Below are 20,779 nucleotides of genomic sequence, written 5' to 3' on the forward strand. Positions count from 1 at the left end.
TCACTTGACGGCGACCTGGGAGATGTCGAGGACGCCGGTCCAGTCGCTGATCACGACGTTCTTGACGTCCTTGCCGACGAGCCGCTTGTAGACGGGGTGGAAGAGCGGGACGTCCAGGGCCTGCTCGCCGATCTTCTTGTCGAGGGCGCCCCAGCGCTTGCCAGCCGCCGCGAGGTCGGTGAGCTTGGCGATCTCGTCGATCTCGGTGTTCACGGCGGGGTCGTTCAGCTGGGCGTGGTTGTAGTTGGAACCGTTGGTGACGATCTGCCGGCCGTCGAAGATCGGCGCGAGGAAGGGGCCGCCGGAGGGCCAGTCGGCGCCCCAGCGGGAGAGGAAGAAGCCGGGGGTGTTCCTGGCGTCCCAGCGCCGCTCGTTGAAGGCGTTGGTCTCCAGGCCTTCGAGCCTGACGGTGACGCCCGCGGCCGCGAGGGCCTGCTGGACGGCCGTGGCGATCTCCGGGCTGGTCTGGCGGTTCTGGGCGTTGGAGTGGGTGAGGGTGACGGTGAGCCCGTCGGGGAAGCCCGCCTCCTTGAGCAGTTCCCTGGCCTTGGCCGGGTTGCCGGTCCTGCCCGCCGGGAAGTGGTCGTAGGCGCTGTACCCGAAGGCCTCGCGCTCGGGCAGGAAGGTGGTGGCCGGTTCGGCCAGCGCGGAGCCGCCGGCCGCGTTGACGACGCTGGTGCGGTTGACCGCGTAGGAGATGGCCTGGCGGACCTTCGGGTTGTCGAAGGGGGCCACCTTCGGGTTGAAGGCCAGGTAGTTGACGTAGCCGAAGTGGCCGGTGCCGACGCGGGAGGCGAGCTGCTTGTCGTCGCCGATCTGCGCGAGTTCGGCGGGGCCGAGGTTGGTGTCGGTGGTGACGGCGGCGGCGTCGGCTCCGGAGCCGGTGGACAGCCGCTGGTTGACGACGGCCGCGTCGAGGCCGGAGCGGACGTCGATCCGGTCCGGGTAGGCCTTGCGCTCCTCGTCGGTCTTCGGGTCCCAGTTCTCGTTGCGCTCCAGCAGCAGGGTCTCGCCGTCGCCGGTGTTCTTGACGACCTTGTACGGGCCGGAGGAGACCGGGTGCTCCTCGTACTTGACGCCGGTGTCCTTGGCCCTGGGCACGGGGGCGAACTGCGTCTGGGTGGCGAGGAAGGGGAACTCGCCCTCGGGCTTGCGGAGTTTGAAGACGATGGTCTTGGCGTCGGGCACCGCGATGGAGTCGAGGCCCTTTCCGCCGTCCTTGTACGGGCCCTCGTAGGTCTCCCCGCCGACCAGCCAGTCCCGCAGGTAGGGGGCACCGCCCGACAGTTCGGCGGCGAAGGAGCGCTCGATGCCGTACTTGATGTCGGCGGTGGTGATCGGGCTGCCGTCCTCGTACTTCAGCCCGTCCTTGAGGGTGTACGTCCACTCGGTGGCGTCGGCGTTGGGCTTGCCGAGGTCGGTGGCCAGGTCGGGGACGACCTTGGCGCCGGCCGGACCGTCCTCGCGGTTGCGGGTGGTGAGCGTGCGGAACACCAGCGAGGGAACGTTGCCGCCGCCCGAGGTGTAGAGGCGGGCCGGGTCGAAGTCGCTCTGCGGCTCGTTGTTGAGGACGGTCAGGGTGCCGCCCTTCTGCGGGGCGGACCCGGAGGCGCCCGGCCCGCCGCCGGCGGAGGCCTTGTCCGCGGCGTCCTCGGGCCCGCAGGCGGCGGCGCCTCCGGCCAGTGCGAGGCTGACGGCGACCGCGGCCACACGGCGCGATATCTGGGACTGGCGCATGGGAAAAGGGACCTCTCGGCGGGCAGCTGCACGGTGACTGCCGCGGCTGCGGGATGCGTGTACGGGATGCGGAAGCGGCCCGGCGGGAGGCGGCGTTCGGGATCACCGGTGGAATGCGCACCGAGGAGGAGGACGCCGCGCCCGCGGGCAGGAATGCCCGGGCGCGGCGAGACGGTTCGAAAACGGGTCGCGCGCTCAGGCGGGCGTCAGCGACAGGAGATGTCGGCCACGCTGTGCGCGGCCACACCGAGGAGCGCCAGCTCTATGGCGGCGCTCGCGGCGGTGGTGTGGCGGTGCGACATGCGGAGAACAATTACCGATCACCGGACGGGCTGTCAACGCCGATCCGGCCGTCCGGCCGTCGCTCTTCGGTCAACTCCCGGGGAAGACCCAGGGGTTGGGCAGGCAGTGGATGTTGTCGATGTCGAGGGACTTGGTCTGCTGCTGCATGATCGGCGCGAGCGAGCCCGGGGTCTGGCAGCTCACGTGCCCGTGGCCGAGCCGGTGGCCGACCTCGTGGTTGATGAGCATCTGCCGGTACGCGAGCATCTGGTCCGGGCCGTAGGTCGGTGAGCCCTGCGCCCACCGGAAGGCGTTGATCATCACGCGTTCGGTGGCGGCGGAGTCGCAGGAGACGTTGTCCACGGTGGTGTCGAGGCCGGACTTCGCGCACCAGGTGCCGGTGGTCCCGGGGCTGGCCAGGGTGATCACGAAGTCGGCCTCGCCGGCCGGTACCCGCTCGAAGGTCATCGCCCCGCCGTGGCCCCAGCTGCGCGGGTCGTTGAGGGTGCGCTGCACGGCCTCGGCGAACAGCTGCGGGTCCAGGCCCAGCCCCTGCTCGACATCGACGCGGTAGCGCACCACCTTCCCCTTGCCCGGCGCCTTGGCGAACCCGGGGACGGTGTCGAAGGTGCCCGGACCGGCGAGCTTCGCGTCGATGGGCAGCTGCAGCGCCATCTGCTGTTCGTAGGTCTGCGGCTGGGCGGCGGCGGGCGGGTTGGCCGGGGTGGCGCGGCCGTCGGAGCGGGAGGCGGCGGACTGGCCGCTCAGGGAGCGTTCGGGGGCGTCGTCCCCGGCGGCGTGCGCGTTGCCGGGGGCGGAGTCGCCATCGGCGACCACCTGGCCGGCGACGACGACGGCCAGCACGGTGGTGACGGCCGCCGCGGCCATCCCGGTGTACGTACGGATCCGCGTGCCCCGGCCCGCGACGGGCGGCTCGGCGGCCCCGGAGCCCACCGGGGTCGCGGGCGCTTCGGGCCGGCGCGGACCGGGCACGCGGCGGTGGGAGCCGGTGGAGGTGAAGGGGTCGGGCGCGGGCGGCGGGGGCGCCACCGTGACCCGGGGGAACCCGACGGCGGGGGTGCCGAAGGCCGGGGTGTCGGTGTCGCGCACGGGCGTGTCGCCGGCATGCGCGGGCGGGGTGTGCACGGTGGCCCGGGGGGCGCCGCGCCAGTCGCCGTAGACGCCGGCGGCTTCGGGGGCGGGGTGCGCCCCCCAGGCCCCGCCGGGCTCGTGCTGCTCGGGGTGCCCGCCGGGGCGGGCGCCGGGCGGGGCGGGGCGGGTCGGGTCGGCGTAGCCCCGGTGGCTGACGGTGGCCCGGGTGTCGCGGCGCGCTCCGGGCGCGCCCCGGAACGCCGGCCCGGGTGTGAAGGGCTCCGGCTCCGGCTCCGGCTCCCGGGGCGCCGCCTCCGGCCGCGGACGGGCGGGGGCGGAGTCCTTGCGACTATGTCGTCCCACGGTCCTCAGCCCTTGCTGTCTTCGGTGTTCCGGTCGGTGTCGTGCAGCAGCTCCCGGAAGGCGGCGGCCACCACCTCGGGGTACTCCATCATCGCCACGTGGCCGGCCTCGGGCAGACTCAGCAGCCTCGATCCGCGGAAGGCCGCGGCGGCCCTGCGCGCCATCCGGTACGAGACCAACTGGTCCCGGCCGCCGTAGACCAGCAGCGTCGGCGCGAGCACGCGCCCGGCCTGGCGCCACAGTCCGTGCTGGCCACCGAGGGTGTAGGCGTCGACGATCCCGCGCGAGGAGCGCGTCATCGCCTCCCAGAAGTACGGCAGCTCCATCCGGCGCCGCATCTCCTCGACGGCGCCCCGGAAGCCTTCCTCTGTCACCCGTGAGGGGTCTCCGTAACAGAGGGCCGTCACCCCCAGGGTGCGCTGTTCGGCGCTCAGGCCCCGGGTGAGCCGGACGAGGAGGGGTGCCGCGCCCGGTACGGCGAGCAGGGCGGTGGGCACCGCCGACCACTGCACGCGCAGCTCCGGCAGCGCGGGCGAGACCAGGGTCAGGGTGCGCACGAGGTCGGGCCGGACCGCGGCGACGCGGGTGGAGACGGCGCCGCCGAGGGAGTTGCCGAAGAGGTGGACGGGGCCGCGCCCGGCGGCGTCGAGGTGGCGGATGACCGCGCGGGCGAGCCCGGTGACGGAGTAGTCCCGGTCGGCGGGCGGCGGCGACCAGCCGAAGCCGGGCAGGTCCACGGCCTCGCCGTCGACGCTGCCGGCCAGCCGCTCCATGAGCTCCGACCAGTTCTGTGAGGAACCGCCGAGTCCGTGCACGAAGAGCGCGGGCGGCAGGCCTTCCCGCACCGGTGGCCGGAAACGTACGTTCATCTCCAGGCCCGGCAGCGCGACGGTGCGCAGCTGCTCCCCCTCGGCCACCCGCGCGGCCCCCACCTGGGAGGTCGGCTCGACGGTGGACCGCACACCCGGCAGCTCGGTCGAAGACATGGGCCAATGTTACGAGACGATCACGCCCACCCCCGTGTCATCGCTTGTGTTGGCGGTCACAGGATCGTCTGGCGGCGGACCGGCGATCCTCCTAGGCTCGTAGGGAGGAGGACGAGGGAAGGCGAGGGGAGCGCGATGACAGTCGATCCCGCGGAGCCGGAGACCTTCCGCAAGGAACTCCGGGAAGCACTCAACACCGAGGCTCCGGAGGCGGACACCGCGGAGCAGTACATCGAGATCGAGCCGCAGGAGGACGATTCGCTCACCGACCTGGAGCCCCTGGAGGCCCCGGAGGCGGATGCCGCGGAGCAGGCACGGGTGGTCCCGCTGGACGAGGACGACTACCGCTGACGGGCGCTGACCAGCGTGTCAGGGGTGTGTCCGGGTGGTCCGTACCGCGAGAAAACTCGGCTTGAACCCACCAGATTCGGTTACCGAAAAGTACGATGGCGGCGCGGCGCAGAGCGCACTGTGTTCTTGAAGAAAGTGGGAGGCGGCGTGACAGCCATCGAGCAGACCGAGGCAGCGCGTCCGCGGGGCACGCGACTGCCGCGCCGTGCCCGGCGCAACCAGCTGCTGGGCGCGGCCCAGGAGGTGTTCGTCGCGCAGGGCTACCACGCCGCCGCGATGGACGACATCGCCGAGCGCGCCGGCGTCAGCAAGCCGGTGCTGTACCAGCACTTCCCCGGCAAGCTCGACCTGTACCTGGCGCTGCTGGACCAGCACTGCGAGGCGCTGCTGGTGGCGGTGCGCACGGCACTGGGGTCCACCAGCGACAACAAGCTGCGCGTCGCCGCGACGATGGACGCGTACTTCGCGTACGTCGAGGACGAGGGTGGCGCGTTCCGGCTGGTGTTCGAGTCCGACCTGACGAACGAGCCCGCGGTGCGCGAGCGCGTCGACCGGGTCTCGCTCCAGTGCGCGGAGGCCATCTCGGACGTCATCGCCGAGGACACGGGCCTGTCGAAGGACGAGTCGATGCTGCTGGCCGTGGGCCTGGGCGGCGTTTCGCAGGTGGTGGCCCGGTACTGGCTGTCCAGCGAGAGCCCGGTCCCCCGTGACACCGCGGTGGGGCTGCTGACCTCGCTCGCCTGGCGCGGCATCGCCGGCTTCCCGCTGCACGGCACCGAGGGCTGAGCGGGCGGGTCCGGCGGGCGCCGGCGGCGGGCCCTGACCGGCCGCTGTTCGCTGCGAGCGTGTCCGCCGCGAGCCGATCGTGTCCCCTCACCGGGCTAATGTGGACCGGGTACGGCGCGGCTGATCGCGCGAAACGGACCGTCGGAGGGACATAGCCGTGGAGGTCAAGATCGGCGTGCAGCACGCACCCCGGGAGATCGTGCTGGAGAGCGACCTGAGCGCCGAGGAGCTGGAGAGCATCGTCGCCGCCGCGCTGTCCGGCACGGCGCCGCTGCTGAGCCTGACCGACGTCAAGGGCCGCAAGGTCCTCGTGCCGTCCGACCGCCTGTCGTACGTCGACCTGGGCGAGCCGAGCGTGCGCAAGGTCGGTTTCGGAGCTCTCTGAGGCACCGGGAACTGAGGGGAACGGCCCGGCGGTTGATACCGCCGGGCCGTTTCCGTTTCTTCCGCTTCGGGTAGGACCGCAGTGACCCGGTTTGCCCTGACGTATGGGAGTGACCTGATGCTGCTGTTGGAGGCGATCGGCTCCGGCCTGCTGGGCCTCGCCCTGGCGGGCGCCGCCGTGCGCGTACTCGCGAAGCGGCTTCCGTCCACCAGAACAGTGCTGGTCAGCGGCGTGGCGGGGGCCCTGTTCGGGGCGTACCTCACGCACACGGCGCTGGGTCCGTGGCACAACACCCTGCTCGCGACCTTCCTCGGCGGGCTCGGTGTGTCGGCCGTCGTGCTCTCACTGCTCCTGCGGCCGGCGGCGGGCTCCGGAAGAAGGTCCCGCAGGCCTCCGTTTTCGCTCCCGTCGCGGGGTTGAGCGGCGCTGGAGCCTGACCGGGGCCCCGCACGCGCGCCGGCCCCGGCCGCGGGGGGTTCCGCGGCCGGGGCCGGTGCCGTGTACGGACGGGCGGGGCGGGGGTCAGGCCGCGAGGCCGAGGGCCGCCATCCGCTTGGTGTGCGCCTTGGTGATGCGGGTGAACATCTCGCCGACGGCCGCCAGGTCGAAGCCGGCCGCCATCCCGTCGACGCCGCCGACCAGCATGGTGGAGAGCGCGTCGCGCTCGGCGACCACGCGCTGGGCCTGCGAGAGGGCCTCGCCCATCAGGCGGCGGGCCCACAGCGCGAGCCGGCCGCCGCAGCGCGGGTCGGCCTCGATCGCGGCGCGGACCTTCTCGACGGCGAAGCCGCCGTGGCCGGTGTCGTCGAGGACGCCGACGACCAGGGCGCGGGTGTCGGTGTCGAGGTGGCTGGCGACCTCGCGGTAGAAGTCGCTGGCGATGGAGTCGCCGACGTAGGCCTTGACCAGACCCTCCAGCCAGTCGGAGGGAGCGGTCTGGCGGTGGAAGTCGTCCACGCCCTTGGCGAAGGGCTCCATCGCCGCGGTCGGCTCGGCGTCGATCGCCGAGAGCCGGTCGCGCAGCCGCTCGAAGTGGTGGAATTCGGCGGAGGCCATCTTCGCGAGCTCGGCCTTGTCGCCCAGGGTGGGCGCGAGCTTCGCGTCCTCGGCGAGACGCTCGAAGGCCGCGAGTTCCCCGTACGCCAGCGCGCCGAGCAGGTCCACCACGGCGGCGCGGTACTGGGGCGAAGCCGAGGCGGTCGCCCAGTCCTGGGCGGCGATGCCCTGCGCGCCGTCGGACGCGCCGTCGTCGGCGGGAGATGCGTTTTCTACGGTCGACATGCTCCGCACAATAGCCCGCCGAAAGGCGGCACGAACCACCTGCTCAGTCCACGTAAACGCGCCTACCCGGTGAATTCACCCGACACACCTGCGCGATTCCGGGGTACAGTGGTAATGCGCCTGCCGGAATACTCGGCGGGCCATCCGAATGAGGATGCCCGGTCGGTGGCCCGATCGGCTCCAACCCGACCGCCCTCTGTGCGGTGTGTACGTCCATGCGTACCACCTCCGCACGAGGGGCCCCCTCAGCGGCACGAGCGCTTGAGCGAAGGCTAGTGGTCCCGCGCAGCTTCGTACGACCCGCCCGAACCTGGGTGGGCGCAGTACTGCAAGCCCGGCACGGTACGACCCCCCTCGCCGCCTCGCGCCGCGTCTCACAGAAGAGGCAGCACCCTGACTACGTTCCGAGACCTCGGGATCTTTCCCGAGACGGCCGAGGCCCTTGAGGCCGTCGGCATCGTGTCCCCCTTCCCGATCCAGGAGATGACCCTCCCCGTCGCCCTCTCCGGCACGGACGTCATCGGCCAGGCCAAGACCGGCACCGGCAAGACGCTGGGCTTCGGCCTCCCCCTGCTGGAGCGGGTCGTCGTCCCCGCGGACGTCGAGGCCGGCCGGGCCACGCCCGAGCAGCTGACCGACGCTCCGCAGGCCCTCGTGGTGGTTCCCACCCGCGAGCTGTGCACCCAGGTCACCAACGACCTCCTGACCGCGGGCAAGGTCCGCAACGTCCGCGTCCTCGCCATATACGGCGGCCGCGCGTACGAGCCCCAGGTCGAGGCGCTCAAGAAGGGCGTCGACGTGATCGTCGGCACCCCGGGCCGCCTCCTGGACCTGGCCGGGCAGAAGAAGCTCGACCTCTCCCGCGTCAAGGCCCTCGTCCTCGACGAGGCCGACGAGATGCTCGACCTGGGCTTCCTGCCCGACGTCGAGAAGATCATGGGCTACCTGCCCGCGAAGCGTCAGACGATGCTGTTCTCGGCCACCATGCCGGGCGCCGTCATCGGACTGGCCCGCCGGTACATGACCCAGCCGACGCACATCCGCGCCGTCTCCGAGGACGGCGAGGGCGCGACCGTCGCCAACATCAAGCAGCACGTCTTCCGTGCGCACAACATGGACAAGCCGGAGCTCGTCTCCCGCATCCTGCAGGCCGAGGGCCGCGGCCTGGCCATGATCTTCTGCCGCACCAAGCGCACGGCGGCCGACATCGCCGAGCAGCTGGAGAAGCGCGGCTTCGCCTCCGGCGCCGTCCACGGCGACCTGGGCCAGGGCGCGCGCGAGCAGGCCCTGCGCGCGTTCCGCAACGGCAAGGTCGACGTGCTGGTGTGCACCGACGTCGCCGCGCGCGGCATCGACGTCGAGGGCGTGACCCACGTCATCAACTACCAGACGCCCGAGGACGAGAAGACCTTCCTGCACCGCGTGGGCCGCACCGGCCGCGCGGGCAACAAGGGCACCGCCGTCACCCTGGTCGACTGGGACGACATCCCGCGCTGGCAGCTCATCAACAAGGCGCTGGAGCTCGAATTCCACGAGCCCGAGGAGACGTACTCCACGTCGCCGCACCTGTACGAGCAGCTGAACATCCCGGCCGGCACCAAGGGCATCCTGCCGCGCGCCGAGCGCGTGCGGGCCGGCCTGAAGGCCGAGCAGCTCGAAGACCTCGGCGAGACCGGCGGACGCGGTGGCCGTGGCGGCCGCGGCCCCGCCGCCGCCGCGGTGGTCACCGAGGAGCGTCCCGCGCGTACCCGTACGCCGCGGCAGCGCCGCCGCACCCGTGGCGGCGCGGAGCTGGACGAGGCGGCCGTGGCCGTGTCCGCGGTGGCTCCGGCCGCCGAGGCGCCCTCCGCTCCTGCCGCACCCGCCGCCGACGAGCCGCGCCGCCCGCGCCGCCGCCGCACCCGGGCCGCCGTGGCGGCCGAGGCCGCCGTGGTCGAGGCCCCCGTGGCCCAGGCCGTCGTGGTCCAGGCCCCCGTGGTCGAGGCCCCCGTGGTTCCGGCCGTCGTCGAGGTCCCGGCCCCGGCCGTGTCCGAGGAGACGCCGGTCAAGCCGAAGCGCACCCGGACCCGCAAGCCCACCCAGACCCCGGTCGCGCCGCTCGCCACCGCCACCCTCGTGGTGGAGGAGGCGCCGGTGAAGGTGCGTCGTCCCCGCAAGGCCGCCGCTCCCGCCGTGGACGAGCCGGACTTCCAGATGGCCCCGCCGGTGGAGCCCGTCAAGGCCCGCCGCACCCGGGCCCCCCGCAAGGCCGCCGAGGCGCCCGCCGCCGCGGTGACCGAGGAGGCCCCCGCCAAGCCGAAGCGCACCCGGACCCGCAAGGCCGCCGAGGCCGCTCCGGTCGCCGAGGCCGCCGCCGAGGCTCCCGCGAAGCCGAAGCGCACCCGGACCCGCAAGGTCGCGGAGACCGCCCCGGAGGCGTAGGGCTCACACCCGTACGACGGCCCCGGCCCCCTTCCCAGGGGGCCGGGGCCGTCCTCGTACCCGGACGTACGGGCCGGTAACCTCGGGGCCATGAGCAAGCCGCCGCGCCTCACCCTGCCGCCCGCCGCCCGCGCGTACCGCCTGACGACCGCCCGCGGCGAGTTCGCCGTGCACGAGGCCGGTGAGCCCCTGCGCGGCACCGTCCTCCTGCTCCCCGGGTTCACCGGCAGCAAGGAGGACTTCATCGCCCTGCTGGAGCCCCTGGCCGTGGCCGGCTACCGGGTCGTCGCCGTCGACGGGCGCGGCCAGTACCAGAGCCCCGGGCCGCGCGAGGAGTCCGCGTACGGGCTGGAGGAGCTGGGCCGGGACGTGCTGGCGCAGGCCGCGGCGCTCGGCGGTGGGCCGCTGCACCTGGTCGGCCACTCCCTGGGCGGGCTCGTCGCCCGCGCGGCGGTGCTGCGCGACGCCTCCCCCTTCGCCTCCCTCACGCTGATGAGCAGCGGGCCGGGGGCGATCGCCGAGGAGCAGCGGGCGCGCACGAAGCTGCTGGTCGCGGCTCTGGAGGCGATGCGGGAGGACATGCCGGGGGTGTGGGAGGCGATGCGGGCCCACGATCCCGAGGACGCGGTCCCCGATGCCCCTGAGCTGGCGGAGTTCCTGCGCGAGCGCTGGCTGGGCACCGTGCCGGAGCAGCTGATCGGCACGGGGCGGGTGCTGGTCTCGGAGCCGGACCGGGTGGCGGAGCTGGCGGCGGTGCCGCTGCCGAAGCTGGTGCTGTCGGGGACGGTCGACTACGCCTGGCCGGTGCCGCTGATGGACGAGATGGCCGTCCGGCTGGGCGCTTCCCGGGTCCTGGTGGAGGCCGCCGAGCACTCGCCGAACGCCGAGAACCCCCAGGTCACAGCCGATTCTCTAGTGATCTTTTGGCGATCCTTGAGCGCTCGGTAGTTAGCTAAGGAAAAAATTTCCTTAGCGTAGGGAATGTTTCTGGTGCGCCGCCCGTTGAACCCTTCGCAAGGAGAACACCGACGAAGGGAGAAGCCATGCGCTTCGAGATTCTGCGCCTGAACGACGTCGACGGGTCCGCCGTGGACAGCACCGTCGTGGACGCGGCCTCCGTCAACCGGATCGTGCAGCAGGCCGCCGCGGTGGGCCAGCGCATCCTCATCCGACCGGCCGAGACGGCGTCCTCCTGATGCTTCCGAAGACGCCCCCGCACCGAGGACGGTGCGGGGGCGTTCGCATGCGGTCTCAGGCTCCGTGGACGACCTGGAGCACGCCGTTGATGATCTGCTGGACGGCGATGGCCGACAGCATCATGCCCGCGAGGCGGGTGACCAGGACGACGCCGCCGTCCTTGATGATCCGGATGATCACGAGCGAGTAGCGCATGGTCAGCCACAGCACCACGTGCATGGCGATGATCGCGCACCACACGGAGACCTGGCCGGTGAACCCGTCGGCCTTCTGCACGGCCAGGATCACGGACACGATCGCACCGGGACCGGCCAGCAGCGGCATGCCCAGCGGGACGAGGGCGACGTTGACGTCCTTGGTCTGCTTGGGCTCGTCCGTCTTGCCCGTGAGCAGGTCGAGCGCGATGAGCAGGAGCAGCAGACCGCCCGCGATCATCAGCGCCGGGACGGAGACGTGCAGGTAGTCCAGGATCTGCTGGCCGCAGACGCCGAAGACGGCGATGACCCCGAAGGCCACGCAGACGGCCTGCCAGGCCATGCGGCGCTGGACCTTGGCGGCGCGCCCCGAGGTCAGGGCGAGGAAGATCGGCGTGATCCCCGGGGGGTCCATAATCACAAAAAGCGTGAGAAAAAGGGATCCGAAGACGGCGAAATCAAACACAGTGATGCCTTGCAGGTGAGGGGTGTTACGAGAAGAGGGTGTGGGGAGGGGGCCGCGCGCCGCTCAGGCGCGGGCCGCGGATCCGCCGGCGCCCGGAACGGGGAAGGCCCCGGTGGCGCGGCGCGTGATCTCGCCGTAGATCTCGGGGTCGGTCGTGTACTCCCCGAGGCGGCAGGTCTTGCGGCTGCCGTGGTAGTCGCTGGACCCGGTGGTCAGCAGGCCGAGGTCGGCCGCGAGGCCGCGCAGCCGGTCGCGGGTGGCGTCGTCGTGGTCCATGTGGTCCACCTCGATGCCGTCCAGACCGGCGGCCGCGAGGGCGGCGATCGCCGACTCGGGCACGCACTCGCCGCGCTTGACGGCGGCGGGGTGCGCGAAGACGGTGACCCCGCCGGCCGCCTTGACCAGGCGGATGGCGTCGAAGGGGTCGAGCTCGTGCTTCTCGGCGTAGGCGCGGCCGCCGTCGGCGAGCCAGTCCGCGGTGAACGCGTCGGAGACGGTGGGCACCACGCCGAGCTCGACCATGGCGGTGGCTATGTGCGGGCGCCCCACGGAGCCGGCACCGGCGATCCGGGCCACCTGCTCCCAGGTGACGTCCACGCCGAGCGCCCGGAGCTTGCCGACCATGGCCTGCGCGCGGGGGGTGCGGTCGTCGCGCACGAGCTCGCGCTCACGGGAGAGTTCGGGCTCCTGCGGGTCGAAGAGGTACGCGAGCATGTGCATCCCGACCCCGTCGAGACGGCAGGACAACTCGGCGCCGGTCACGAGGGTGAGACCGGGCGGCAGGGCCGCGAGGGCCTCGGCGTATCCCCCGACGGTGTCGTGATCGGTCAGCGCGACGACGTCCAGCCCGGCCGCGGCGGCGTTGGCGACCAGCTCGGCGGGGGTGTCGGTGCCGTCGGAGGCCGTGGAGTGGGTGTGCAGGTCGATGCGCACAGCCGAGCTCCAGGGTTTTGACGGACGGGGACACTCCAGGGTACCCGTGCCCTGGCCGGGCGGTGTCCGGTGGCTCTGGCCGGTCCCGTACCGGGTGCCGGTCCCGTACCGGGTGCGGGTCCCGTACCGGGTGCGGGTCCCGTGGCCGCTGCCCTGGTCGGGCGGTGCCGGTCCCGTGCCGGGTGCGGGTGGGTGGCCGCTGCGCGGGGCTGTCCCCTACCCGCCCTTCCACCGTTCCCCGGGCTCCGCCCGGACCCTTCGGGGGCTCCGCCCCCGGACCCCCGCGCCTCAAACGCCGGCGGGGCTGGATATGCCCTGCGGGCATCCAGCCCCGCCGGCGTTTGAGGCGCGGGCGCGGAGCGCCGTGTCGGGAACCGCGCCCGGGTTCTTCAGCCGCGCCGGCGTCTGAGGCGGGAACGGTGGAAGGGTGGGTAGGGGACAGGCCCCGCGCAGCGGCCACCGGGCCGCGGACGACAGCCCGGCACCGGCCACGGGCCGCGGCCCCGCCCGGCCAGGGCAGCGGCACGGGGCCGGAGAGGCCCCCCAGGGCCGAGACGCGCGAGCGGCGCGTTCAGGAAAGAATGCGGGGCGTCAGGGCTCCGCACGGCAGGAGTTCGACCTCGGAGCCCGCGTCGCGGAGGTCGGTGAGGACGAGTTCGTCGTACATGAGGAGTCCCGACTGCTCCGGCCAGACGATGGCCCACAGCCACAGCCCCCGCGCCTCGCCCGCGAACACCGCCCGGTCGTCCGGCGCCCCGCTGACGTGCCACAGCGGCGTCGGCCGCCCCGCGGCGACGACCTTGGTGTGCGGCGGGGCGGAGACCTTCATGTACGGGCCCGGGTCGGGGGCGTCGATGCCCGCGAAGCGGGAGCCCAGCCCCACGCCCAGTTCCTCCGCGATCAGCAGCAGCTCGCCGATGCCGCCCAGCGGCCCCGGCCCGGAGCAGGCCACGGCGGTGGCCCGGCCCCCGCTGCGGTCGTCACCGGCGGTCGCGACCCCGGTGAAGAGCCACCCCACGGGCAGTGGCCACGGCATCCAGACGGGCACCTGGGCCCGGTTCACCACCACGCCGAGACCCTCGACGCTCGGTGGGATGACAGGCTGCAGCGGATGGACGGCGCCGTGCACCGCGCACTGCCAGGAGTCGGCGAAAAGACCGGGCGCTCGGACCCGGCCACCGCACTTCGGGCAACTCGGTTCGCCCCTCATAAGAAGCACGCTCCTCCCCGCCCGGCGCGCCGTCAAGGCACGATCACCCGTCCGGATGTCATCCGTACCCGCGGGCGCGCCGGTCAGTCCAGTGCGACGGCCGTACGCAGAGGGTCCCGCAGATCGGTGCCGCGCGCGAGCCAGCGCTCCTGGAGGGCCGCCGCGCCGTGCACCCGCTTCCAGGCGGCCTCGTTCGCCGTCATGGGGAGGAGGGGGAGGAAGCGGACGGGGTCCATGGGCTCGTCCAGTTCGAGGTCCTCGACGAGTCCGCCCGGCTCCGCGACGAGGACCGAGCTGAACGCGGCCCCCTCCCACAGCGGTTCGCCCACGTCCAGGGAGGCGCCGGGGGCCACGATCAGCCCCTCCACCATCGGGGAGGCCGCCAGGACCGCGAGCGGGCGCAGGAGTTTGTCGGTCGGGGCCAGGCCCGCCCGTACGGTGAGCACCAGCTCGGCGCGCGGGCCGCGCACCGGGTCGGCGACCACGGCGGTCGGGTCGGTCATCGGGTGTGCGGACATCCCGAGGGTCGCGTACCGGACGAGGTCGCCCTCGGCGAAGCGGAGTACCTCGATGCGATCGGTGCCCAGGAAGGTGACGGCGGCGCGGGCGTCGGGTTCGCCGAACGCGTTGCGCAGCCGGGCCTCGACGAGGGCCAGAATTTCTGCCATGGAGCGAGCATAGAACTCCTATCCCCCGGGTAAAGGGCGGGTCTTGACCATCCGTCGGCTGATAGTGTTGACAGCTGGTCGGGGCCGCACGCAGAAGCGTTGTTTCGGTGCTCCGGCGACAGGACGTCCCTCACGGGGGACCGGCCGGAGGAGGTGGGGCTGCGATGGATCGAAGTCGATCGTGCAGTACCGATCGCTCTTCCGCTTCTATGCAGGGCGCGTCCCGCCCCTTTTGATCTTCTGATCAGCAGAAGAGCGACGGCAGAACTTCTGTCCTCCGTCCTGTTTCCCTCCGTCCGCCCGGGTCTGCCCGCCCGCGCCCGGAGGGCCTCCCACCCGTACGGTCCGCAGCCGTGCGCGCGAAGGAGCCTGCCATGTCGATGCTGCCCTACCTCCGTGCCGCCGTCCGTCCGGCCCTGCGCCGGTCCACGCCCGTCCAGCCCGGCTACGACGCCACCCGCGACCCCTCCGCCAGCAGTGCGGTGGTCGACTGCGCCGTGTACCGAGACGGCCGGCGCGACCCCCTGGAGCCGGGCCGCGGCTGTCTGACGCCGCGTGAGGCGATGCGCCGGGTCCGCGAGGGCGGCGGTTTCGCCTGGATCGGACTGCACGAGCCCACCGAGGCGGAGTTCGCGGGGATCGCCGCCACCTTCGGCCTGCACCCCCTGGCCGTGGAGGACGCGGTGCACGCGCACCAGCGGCCGAAGCTGGAGCGCTACGACGACACGCTCTTCACCGTCTTCAAGACGATCCACTACGTGGAGCACGCCGAACTCACCGCCACGAGCGAGGTGGTGGAGACCGGCGAGGTCATGTGCTTCACCGGACCCGACTTCGTCATCACCGTCCGGCACGGCGGCCAGGGGTCCCTGCGGAGCCTGCGCCACCGTCTCCAGGACGACCCGGAGCTGCTCTCGCGGGGCCCGTCGGCCGTGCTCCACTCGATCGCCGACCACGTGGTCGACGGCTACATCGCGGTGGCGGCGGCGGTCCAGGACGACATCGACGAGGTGGAGAGCGCGGTCTTCGCCGCCCCCGCCAAGGGCGTCAGCCGGGGCGGCGACGCGGGCCGGATCTACCAGCTCAAGCGCGAGGTGCTGGAGTTCAAGCGGGCGGTCTCCCCGCTGCTGCGGCCGATGGAGCTGCTGAGCGAGAGGCCGATGCGGCTGGTGGACCCGGACATCCAGAAGTACTTCCGCGACGTGGCGGACCACCTCGCGCGGGTCCACGAGCAGGTCATCGGGTTCGACGAGCTGCTGAACTCGATCCTCCAGGCGAACCTGGCGCAGGCCTCCGTCGCCCAGAACGAGGACATGCGCAAGATCACCTCGTGGGCGGCGATCATCGCCGTGCCGACGATGATCTGCGGGGTGTACGGGATGAACTTCGAGCACATGCCGGAGCTGCACTGGCGCTACGGATACCCGATGGTGATGGTCGCGATCGTCGGCAGCTGCTTCGCCATCCACCGGACACTCCGCCGCAACGGCTGGCTGTAGGCACCCCGGGGCGGACCCCCTAACCTGTGCGCATGACTCTCAGCGCACTCGACCTGGCCCTCGTCGAGGAGGCCTCCAAGAAGTCCGGCCTGATCTGGGTCCGCGGCGCGGGCGCCGACCGGGCCCTGTGGCACGCCTGGGTGGACGGCGCGGCGCACGTGCTCGGTGACGGCCCCGGCGAGCAGCCCTTCCCGGGTCTCACCGACGGCGCCGCCGCCGAGGTGACGGTGCGCAGCAAGGACAAGGGCGGCCGGCTCGTCGCCTGGACGGCGGCCGTACGGGAGCTCGTACCCGGCAGCACGTCGTGGGAGGCCGCCGTCGCCGAGCTGAAGGGCAAGCGGCTGAACGCGCCCGACTCGGAGCGGATGACCGAGCGCTGGGCCCGCGAGTGCCGGCTGCTGCGCCTGGAGCCCGTGGCCGTCGCCGACGGGCTGCCCGACGGGTCGCTGGCCGCGGCTCCGCTGCCCTCCCCGGCGGTCACGCGCAGGCCCGTCCCGGCGGGGCTGCCGAAGCTGCTGCTGAAGCGGAAGAAGGCCAAGCGCTGAAGCGGGCCCGGTACTGAGGGCGGGCCCGGTACTGAGGGCGGGCCCGGTACTGAGGGCGGGCCCGGTACTGAGGGCGGGCTCAGCCGGAGCCCGGGTCGGAGCCCTGGCCCGAGCCCTGGCTCTTCGTAGGGGACGGGGCGCCGCCGGTGCCGCTCGCGGTTCCCGAGCCCGAGCCGGTCCCCGAGCCGGTGCCCTTGCCCGTACCGGTTCCCGTGTCCTTGCCGTCCTTGGTGGTCGGCAGCTGCGAGCCGTAGTCCACGGTCTGGTCCTGCGTGGGCGCCTCCAGCGGGAAGGGCTTGCCCCATTCGGAGAGCTCCACCCGGCCCGCGCCGCCCGCGCGTTCCATCAGCAGCGGGTACGGGGTCCCCTCCAGGGACACCGTCAGCTTGCCGCTCTTGCCCGCGTCCGCCGAGATCGGCACCGCGCGGGTCTGCCCGACCGTGGTGTAGGCGCCCTTGGTGAGCTTGCCCTGCAGACCGAGCAGACCGTCCAGCAGCACGTGCATGTCGGTGAACCCGCGGAACTGCTTGTACGAGGGGTCGTTCTCGGGCACCTTGACGTACTTGTCGCCGAGCTTGCCCGCCGAGTCCGACTTCCCCCAGAAGGCCGCGCCGGCCTTCAGGTAGAGCTGCTCGCCGACCCGCAGCAGCTGGAAGGTGTCGTTCTTGGACTTCACCTCGCCGGAGCCGCCGTCGGCCTTCAGCCGCATGTCCACGGTGAAGGTCTTGCCCCCGGTGACCAGGCTCCCGGAGAGGTGCACCGAGGCCGCGGCGGTGGCGGCCGCCTTCGACTGGCCCTCGATCTTGTCCGCGCCGAGCTTGCCGATCCCGTTCGTGCCCTTGTCGGGGTCCTCCGCCTTGCCGCCGCAGCCCGTCGCGGTGACGGCGAGACCCGCGCACAGGGCACCGGCGAAGGCGGCCCGGCGCAGTCGTGCGGCGGGGGTGTAGGGGGTCACTGGCAGGTGCCTCTCCTCGGGGGTCTGCGGGCAGCAGGCAGCGTACCCGCCGCCGGGCGCACCCCCACGGGACCCCCGGGCGGACGGCCCCACCAGGACGCCTTCCTGCGGCACGGGCTAGCCTGAGGCACGGCAGGACCGGTGATGGACGCTCTAGGAGGCGCTCGGATGGCTGCAGGCGCCCCGCGGATCTTCGTCTCGCATCTCTCGGGTGTGCCCGTCTTCGATCCCAACGGCGACCAGGTGGGCCGCGTCCGCGACCTCGTCGCGATGCTGCGCGTGGGCGGCAGGCCGCCCCGGCTGCTGGGACTGGTGGTCGAGGTCGTCAGCCGCCGCCGGATCTTCCTGCCCATGACCCGGGTGACCGGCGTGGAGTCCGGACAGGTCATCACCACCGGCGTGATCAACATGCGGCGCTTCGAACAGCGCCCGACCGAGCGGCTGGTCCTCGGCGAACTGCTGGACCGCCGGGTGACGCTCGTGGCCACCGGCGAGGAGGCCACCGTCCTGGACGTGGCCATCCAGCAGCTCCCGGCCCGCCGCGACTGGGAGATCGACCGGATCTTCGTGCGCAAGGGCAAGGGGGGCGCGCTGCGCCGCCGCGGTGAGGCCCTCACCGTCGAGTGGTCGGCGGTGACCGGCTTCTCGCTGGAGGAGCACGGGCAGGGCGCCGAGAGCCTGGTCGCCACCTTCGAGCAGATGCGCCCCGCCGACCTGGCGAACGTCCTGCACCACCTGACGCCGAAGCGGCGCGCCGAGGTGGCCAACGCCCTCGACGACGACCGCCTCGCCGACGTCCTGGAGGAGCTCCCCGAGGACGACCAGGTGGAGATCCTCGGCAAGCTGAAGGAGGAGCGCGCCGCCGACGTCCTGGAGGCCATGGACCCGGACGACGCCGCCGACCTGCTCTCCGAGCTGCCGGAGGAGGAGAAGGAGCGGCTGCTGACCCTGATGCAGCCCGACGACGCGGCCGACGTGCGGCGCCTGCTGTCGTACGAGGAGAACACCGCGGGCGGTCTGATGACGACCGAGCCGATCGTGCTGCGGCCGGACGCCACGGTCGCCGACGCGCTGGCCCGCGTGCGCCAGTCGGACCTGTCGCCGGCGCTGGCGGCGCAGGTGTACGTCTGCCGTCCGCCGGACGAGACGCCCACGGGCAAGTACCTGGGGACGGTGCACTTCCAGCGGCTGCTGCGGGACCCTCCGTTCACCCTGGTCAGCTCGATCGTGGACACCGACCTGCCGCCGTTGCGGCCGGACGCCTCGCTGCCCGCCGTGACGAGCTACCTGGCCGCGTACAACATGGTCGCGGCGCCCGTCGTGGACGAGAGCGGCTCGCTGCTGGGCGCCGTCACCGTCGACGACGTGCTGGACCACCTGCTGCCGGACGACTGGCGGGAGACGGACTTCCACTCCGAGGAGGCCGTGCGTGGCCACTGAGCGGGGCCGCGGGGACGCGGCGCGCGAACGGCGCCGGGAGCGGCGCGAGCATGCCCGGGACGGGCTCTCGGACCGGCTGGAGGAGGCGGCGGAGCGGCTGCGCAACGAGCGGCCGGAACGTTCCTCCGAGCGGGCGAAGGCCAGCGTCGCCCTGGGCGCGAGCGCTCTGGCGCGTCCGCGCGTACGGCTGGACCAGCCGCGCCCGGCGCGCCGCAGGCTGCTGCCCGAGTACGACCCGGAGGCCTTCGGGCGGCTGTCGGAGCGGGTGGCGAGGTTCCTCGGCACGGGCCGGTTCATCGTCTATATGACGCTGGTCATCATCGTGTGGGTGCTGTGGAACATCTTCGCGCCCGCGCACCTGCGGTTCGACGAGTACCCGTTCATCTTCCTGACGCTGATGCTGTCCCTCCAGGCCTCCTACGCCGCCCCGCTGATCCTGCTCGCGCAGAACCGGCAGGACGACCGGGACCGGGTCAACCTGGAGCAGGACCGCAAGCAGAACGAGCGGTCCATCGCGGACACCGAGTACCTGACCCGCGAGATCGCGGCGCTGCGCATGGGCCTGGGCGAGGTCGCCACGCGCGACTGGATCAGGTCCGAGTTCCAGGACCTGATCAAGGAGATGGACGAGCGGCGGCTGTTCACCGGCGAAAGTGACGAAGGCGACCGCTGACGGCCTTTCCTGAGCCGTGCTACCGAGCCGTACCATCGGGGCATGGCTACCGACACAAGCTCCGCCGCCGACGCCGCCGCGCCCGAGCAGGACGCGATCCTGGACGCGCTGTCGACGGTGAACGACCCCGAGATCCACCGTCCGATCACCGAGCTCGGCATGGTGAAATCGGTGGAGATCGGCGAGGGCGGCGCCGTCGCCGTCACGGTCTACCTGACGGTGTCGGGCTGCCCCATGCGCGAGACGATCACCAAGAACGTCACCGAGGCCGTCGAGAAGGTCGCGGGCGTCAGCTCCGTCGCCGTCACCCTCGACGTGATGAGCGACGAGCAGCGCAAGGACCTGGCGGCCACGCTGCGCGGCGGCACCGCCGAGCGCGAGGTCCCCTTCGCCAAGCCCGGCTCCCTGACCCGCGTCTACGCGGTCGCGTCCGGCAAGGGCGGTGTCGGCAAGTCCTCCGTCACCGTCAACCTCGCCGCGGCGATGGCCGCCGACGGCCTGAAGGTCGGCGTGGTCGACGCGGACATCTACGGCCACAGCGTGCCGCGCATGCTCGGCGTCGAGGGCCGTCCCACCCAGGTCGAGAACATGATCATGCCGCCGTCCGCGAACGGCGTGAAGGTCATCTCGATCGGCATGTTCACCCCGGGCAACGCCCCGGTCGTGTGGCGCGGGCCGATGCTGCACCGCGCGCTCCAGCAGTTCCTCGCCGACGTCTTCTGGGGCGACCTGGACGTCCTGCTGCTCGACCTGCCGCCGGGCACCGGCGACATCGCGATCTCCGTCGCCCAGCTGGTGCCGAACGCCGAGATCCTCGTCGTGACCACCCCGCAGCAGGCGGCGGCCGAGGTCGCGGAGCGGGCCGGCTCGATCGCCGTGCAGACCCACCAGAAGATCGTCGGTGTCGTCGAGAACATGTCGGGCCTGCCCTGCCCGCACTGCGACGAGATGGTCGACGTCTTCGGCTCCGGCGGCGGCCAGAAGGTCGCCGACGGGCTCACCAAGACGGTCGGCGCGTCCGTGCCGGTCCTCGGCACCATCCCGATCGACGTACGGCTGCGCGAGGGCGGCGACGACGGCAAGCCCGTGGTCCTGTCCGACCCGGACTCCCCGGCGGGCGCCGCGCTGCGCGCGATCGCGGGCAAGCTGGGCGGCCGCGCCCGCGGCCTGTCGGGCATGTCGCTGGGGATCACCCCGCGCAACAAGTTCTGACCCCGCAGACGGCCCGCCAAGGGGCCGCGCACGACGAAGGGCACCGCCGGACGGCGGTGCCCTTCGTCGTGCCCTTCGTCGTGCGGTGCGTCCGCCGCGCCGT

General features: G+C 72.7%; 22 protein-coding genes. 12 read left to right on the forward strand and 10 right to left on the reverse strand.

Features of this window, described 5'->3' with window-relative positions; translation table 11 throughout:
• From OG295_RS11445 to OG295_RS11460, 4 genes are all read right to left on the reverse strand, one after another.
• Entirely contained in the window at nt 1-1,737 is a 1,737-nt protein-coding gene (locus OG295_RS11445; protein WP_371676776.1) for an ABC transporter substrate-binding protein, read from the reverse strand.
• A gap of 206 nt (nt 1,738-1,943) precedes the next feature.
• Nucleotides 1,944-2,039 carry an Ms4533A family Cys-rich leader peptide gene (locus OG295_RS11450; RefSeq protein ID WP_356211301.1) on the reverse strand — a complete coding sequence of 32 codons (96 nt, stop codon included), beginning with the start codon at nt 2,037-2,039 and terminating at the stop codon, nt 1,944-1,946.
• A 70-nt stretch (nt 2,040-2,109) separates the two neighbouring features.
• Nucleotides 2,110-3,474, reverse strand: a complete 1,365-nt coding sequence (locus tag OG295_RS11455) for a DUF3152 domain-containing protein (RefSeq protein WP_371676777.1) — start codon at nt 3,472-3,474, stop codon at nt 2,110-2,112.
• A 5-nt stretch (nt 3,475-3,479) separates the two neighbouring features.
• The gene (locus OG295_RS11460; protein WP_371676778.1) at nt 3,480-4,460 is read right to left on the reverse strand and encodes an alpha/beta fold hydrolase; all 981 of its coding nucleotides are present in this window, start codon (nt 4,458-4,460) and stop codon (nt 3,480-3,482) included.
• A 135-nt stretch (nt 4,461-4,595) separates the two neighbouring features.
• On the opposite strand from OG295_RS11460, the gene OG295_RS11465 reads away from it, so the two are divergent.
• The 4 genes from OG295_RS11465 (at nt 4,596) to OG295_RS11480 (ending at nt 6,402) form a co-directional block, all read left to right on the forward strand.
• Nucleotides 4,596-4,811, forward strand: a complete 216-nt coding sequence (locus OG295_RS11465) for a hypothetical protein (protein ID WP_371676779.1) — start codon at nt 4,596-4,598, stop codon at nt 4,809-4,811.
• A 147-nt stretch (nt 4,812-4,958) separates the two neighbouring features.
• Complete coding sequence (locus OG295_RS11470) at nt 4,959-5,597, forward strand: TetR/AcrR family transcriptional regulator (RefSeq protein WP_371676780.1); 639 nt, start codon at nt 4,959-4,961, stop codon at nt 5,595-5,597.
• A gap of 157 nt (nt 5,598-5,754) precedes the next feature.
• Entirely contained in the window at nt 5,755-5,982 is a 228-nt protein-coding gene (locus OG295_RS11475; protein WP_280916425.1) for a DUF3107 domain-containing protein, read from the forward strand.
• 117 nt (nt 5,983-6,099) lie between these two features.
• A complete protein-coding gene (locus OG295_RS11480; protein WP_266842106.1) occupies nt 6,100-6,402 on the forward strand; it encodes a hypothetical protein in 303 nt (100 codons plus the stop codon).
• Nucleotides 6,403-6,504: 102 nt separating this feature from the next.
• On the opposite strand, the gene OG295_RS11485 is transcribed toward OG295_RS11480, so the two are convergent.
• Complete coding sequence (locus OG295_RS11485) at nt 6,505-7,263, reverse strand: ferritin-like fold-containing protein (protein WP_266842104.1); 759 nt, start codon at nt 7,261-7,263, stop codon at nt 6,505-6,507.
• 459 nt (nt 7,264-7,722) lie between these two features.
• Between OG295_RS11485 and OG295_RS11490 the strand changes: the two genes are divergently transcribed.
• The 3 genes from OG295_RS11490 to OG295_RS11500 all read left to right on the forward strand — a co-directional run bounded on the left by OG295_RS11490 (nt 7,723) and on the right by OG295_RS11500 (nt 10,880).
• Complete coding sequence (locus OG295_RS11490) at nt 7,723-9,684, forward strand: DEAD/DEAH box helicase (RefSeq protein WP_371676781.1); 1,962 nt, start codon at nt 7,723-7,725, stop codon at nt 9,682-9,684.
• Nucleotides 9,685-9,774: 90 nt separating this feature from the next.
• Nucleotides 9,775-10,632: an alpha/beta fold hydrolase gene (locus tag OG295_RS11495; protein WP_371676782.1), complete on the forward strand. Its 858-nt coding sequence runs from the start codon at nt 9,775-9,777 to the stop codon at nt 10,630-10,632.
• A gap of 95 nt (nt 10,633-10,727) precedes the next feature.
• A complete protein-coding gene (locus OG295_RS11500) occupies nt 10,728-10,880 on the forward strand; it encodes a hypothetical protein (RefSeq protein ID WP_167456791.1) in 153 nt (50 codons plus the stop codon).
• Nucleotides 10,881-10,935: 55 nt separating this feature from the next.
• Here the strand turns inward: OG295_RS11500 and OG295_RS11505 are convergent, their stop codons facing one another.
• From OG295_RS11505 to OG295_RS11520, 4 genes are all read right to left on the reverse strand, one after another.
• Entirely contained in the window at nt 10,936-11,541 is a 606-nt protein-coding gene (locus OG295_RS11505; protein ID WP_371676783.1) for a MarC family protein, read from the reverse strand.
• 63 nt (nt 11,542-11,604) lie between these two features.
• Nucleotides 11,605-12,474 (reverse strand): PHP domain-containing protein, encoded by an 870-nt coding sequence (locus OG295_RS11510; RefSeq protein WP_371676784.1) that lies wholly within the window; start codon nt 12,472-12,474, stop codon nt 11,605-11,607.
• A gap of 571 nt (nt 12,475-13,045) precedes the next feature.
• The gene (locus OG295_RS11515) at nt 13,046-13,684 is read right to left on the reverse strand and encodes a DUF6758 family protein (RefSeq protein WP_371676785.1); all 639 of its coding nucleotides are present in this window, start codon (nt 13,682-13,684) and stop codon (nt 13,046-13,048) included.
• 83 nt (nt 13,685-13,767) lie between these two features.
• Complete coding sequence (locus OG295_RS11520) at nt 13,768-14,352, reverse strand: suppressor of fused domain protein (protein WP_266842093.1); 585 nt, start codon at nt 14,350-14,352, stop codon at nt 13,768-13,770.
• Between the two features lie 374 nt (nt 14,353-14,726).
• On the opposite strand from OG295_RS11520, the gene OG295_RS11525 reads away from it, so the two are divergent.
• Nucleotides 14,727-15,851: a magnesium and cobalt transport protein CorA gene (locus OG295_RS11525; protein WP_371676786.1), complete on the forward strand. Its 1,125-nt coding sequence runs from the start codon at nt 14,727-14,729 to the stop codon at nt 15,849-15,851.
• A gap of 32 nt (nt 15,852-15,883) precedes the next feature.
• Nucleotides 15,884-16,396, forward strand: coding sequence for a hypothetical protein (locus tag OG295_RS11530; RefSeq protein ID WP_371676787.1), 513 nt, complete (start codon nt 15,884-15,886; stop codon nt 16,394-16,396).
• 79 nt (nt 16,397-16,475) lie between these two features.
• Here OG295_RS11530 and OG295_RS11535 read toward each other — a convergent pair whose 3' ends face one another.
• Entirely contained in the window at nt 16,476-17,351 is an 876-nt protein-coding gene (locus OG295_RS11535) for a hypothetical protein (RefSeq protein ID WP_371676788.1), read from the reverse strand.
• A 168-nt stretch (nt 17,352-17,519) separates the two neighbouring features.
• On the opposite strand from OG295_RS11535, the gene OG295_RS11540 reads away from it, so the two are divergent.
• The 3 genes from OG295_RS11540 to OG295_RS11550 all read left to right on the forward strand — a co-directional run bounded on the left by OG295_RS11540 (nt 17,520) and on the right by OG295_RS11550 (nt 20,676).
• Nucleotides 17,520-18,791 carry a magnesium transporter MgtE N-terminal domain-containing protein gene (locus OG295_RS11540; protein ID WP_371676789.1) on the forward strand — a complete coding sequence of 424 codons (1,272 nt, stop codon included), beginning with the start codon at nt 17,520-17,522 and terminating at the stop codon, nt 18,789-18,791.
• 97 nt (nt 18,792-18,888) lie between these two features.
• Nucleotides 18,889-19,464 carry a DUF1003 domain-containing protein gene (locus OG295_RS11545; RefSeq protein ID WP_285526056.1) on the forward strand — a complete coding sequence of 192 codons (576 nt, stop codon included), beginning with the start codon at nt 18,889-18,891 and terminating at the stop codon, nt 19,462-19,464.
• Between the two features lie 42 nt (nt 19,465-19,506).
• A complete protein-coding gene (locus OG295_RS11550; protein ID WP_371676790.1) occupies nt 19,507-20,676 on the forward strand; it encodes an Mrp/NBP35 family ATP-binding protein in 1,170 nt (389 codons plus the stop codon).
• Nucleotides 20,677-20,779 lie beyond the last annotated feature (103 nt).

Source organism: Streptomyces sp. NBC_01276 (genome assembly GCF_041435355.1).
GTDB lineage: Bacteria > Actinomycetota > Actinomycetes > Streptomycetales > Streptomycetaceae > Streptomyces.

Coding starts and splice junctions, on each gene's coding strand:
- OG295_RS11445 (WP_371676776.1), bottom strand. CDS start 1,737: ATGCGCCAGTCCCAGATATCGCGCCGTGTGGCCGCGGTCGCCGTCAGC.
- OG295_RS11450 (WP_356211301.1), bottom strand. CDS start 2,039: ATGTCGCACCGCCACACCACCGCCGCGAGCGCCGCCATAGAGCTGGCG.
- OG295_RS11460 (WP_371676778.1), bottom strand. CDS start 4,460: ATGTCTTCGACCGAGCTGCCGGGTGTGCGGTCCACCGTCGAGCCGACC.
- OG295_RS11465 (WP_371676779.1), top strand. CDS start 4,596: ATGACAGTCGATCCCGCGGAGCCGGAGACCTTCCGCAAGGAACTCCGG.
- OG295_RS11480 (WP_266842106.1), top strand. CDS start 6,100: ATGCTGCTGTTGGAGGCGATCGGCTCCGGCCTGCTGGGCCTCGCCCTG.
- OG295_RS11485 (WP_266842104.1), bottom strand. CDS start 7,263: ATGTCGACCGTAGAAAACGCATCTCCCGCCGACGACGGCGCGTCCGAC.
- OG295_RS11495 (WP_371676782.1), top strand. CDS start 9,775: ATGAGCAAGCCGCCGCGCCTCACCCTGCCGCCCGCCGCCCGCGCGTAC.
- OG295_RS11500 (WP_167456791.1), top strand. CDS start 10,728: ATGCGCTTCGAGATTCTGCGCCTGAACGACGTCGACGGGTCCGCCGTG.
- OG295_RS11515 (WP_371676785.1), bottom strand. CDS start 13,684: ATGAGGGGCGAACCGAGTTGCCCGAAGTGCGGTGGCCGGGTCCGAGCG.
- OG295_RS11520 (WP_266842093.1), bottom strand. CDS start 14,352: ATGGCAGAAATTCTGGCCCTCGTCGAGGCCCGGCTGCGCAACGCGTTC.
- OG295_RS11525 (WP_371676786.1), top strand. CDS start 14,727: ATGTCGATGCTGCCCTACCTCCGTGCCGCCGTCCGTCCGGCCCTGCGC.
- OG295_RS11530 (WP_371676787.1), top strand. CDS start 15,884: ATGACTCTCAGCGCACTCGACCTGGCCCTCGTCGAGGAGGCCTCCAAG.
- OG295_RS11540 (WP_371676789.1), top strand. CDS start 17,520: ATGGCTGCAGGCGCCCCGCGGATCTTCGTCTCGCATCTCTCGGGTGTG.
- OG295_RS11550 (WP_371676790.1), top strand. CDS start 19,507: ATGGCTACCGACACAAGCTCCGCCGCCGACGCCGCCGCGCCCGAGCAG.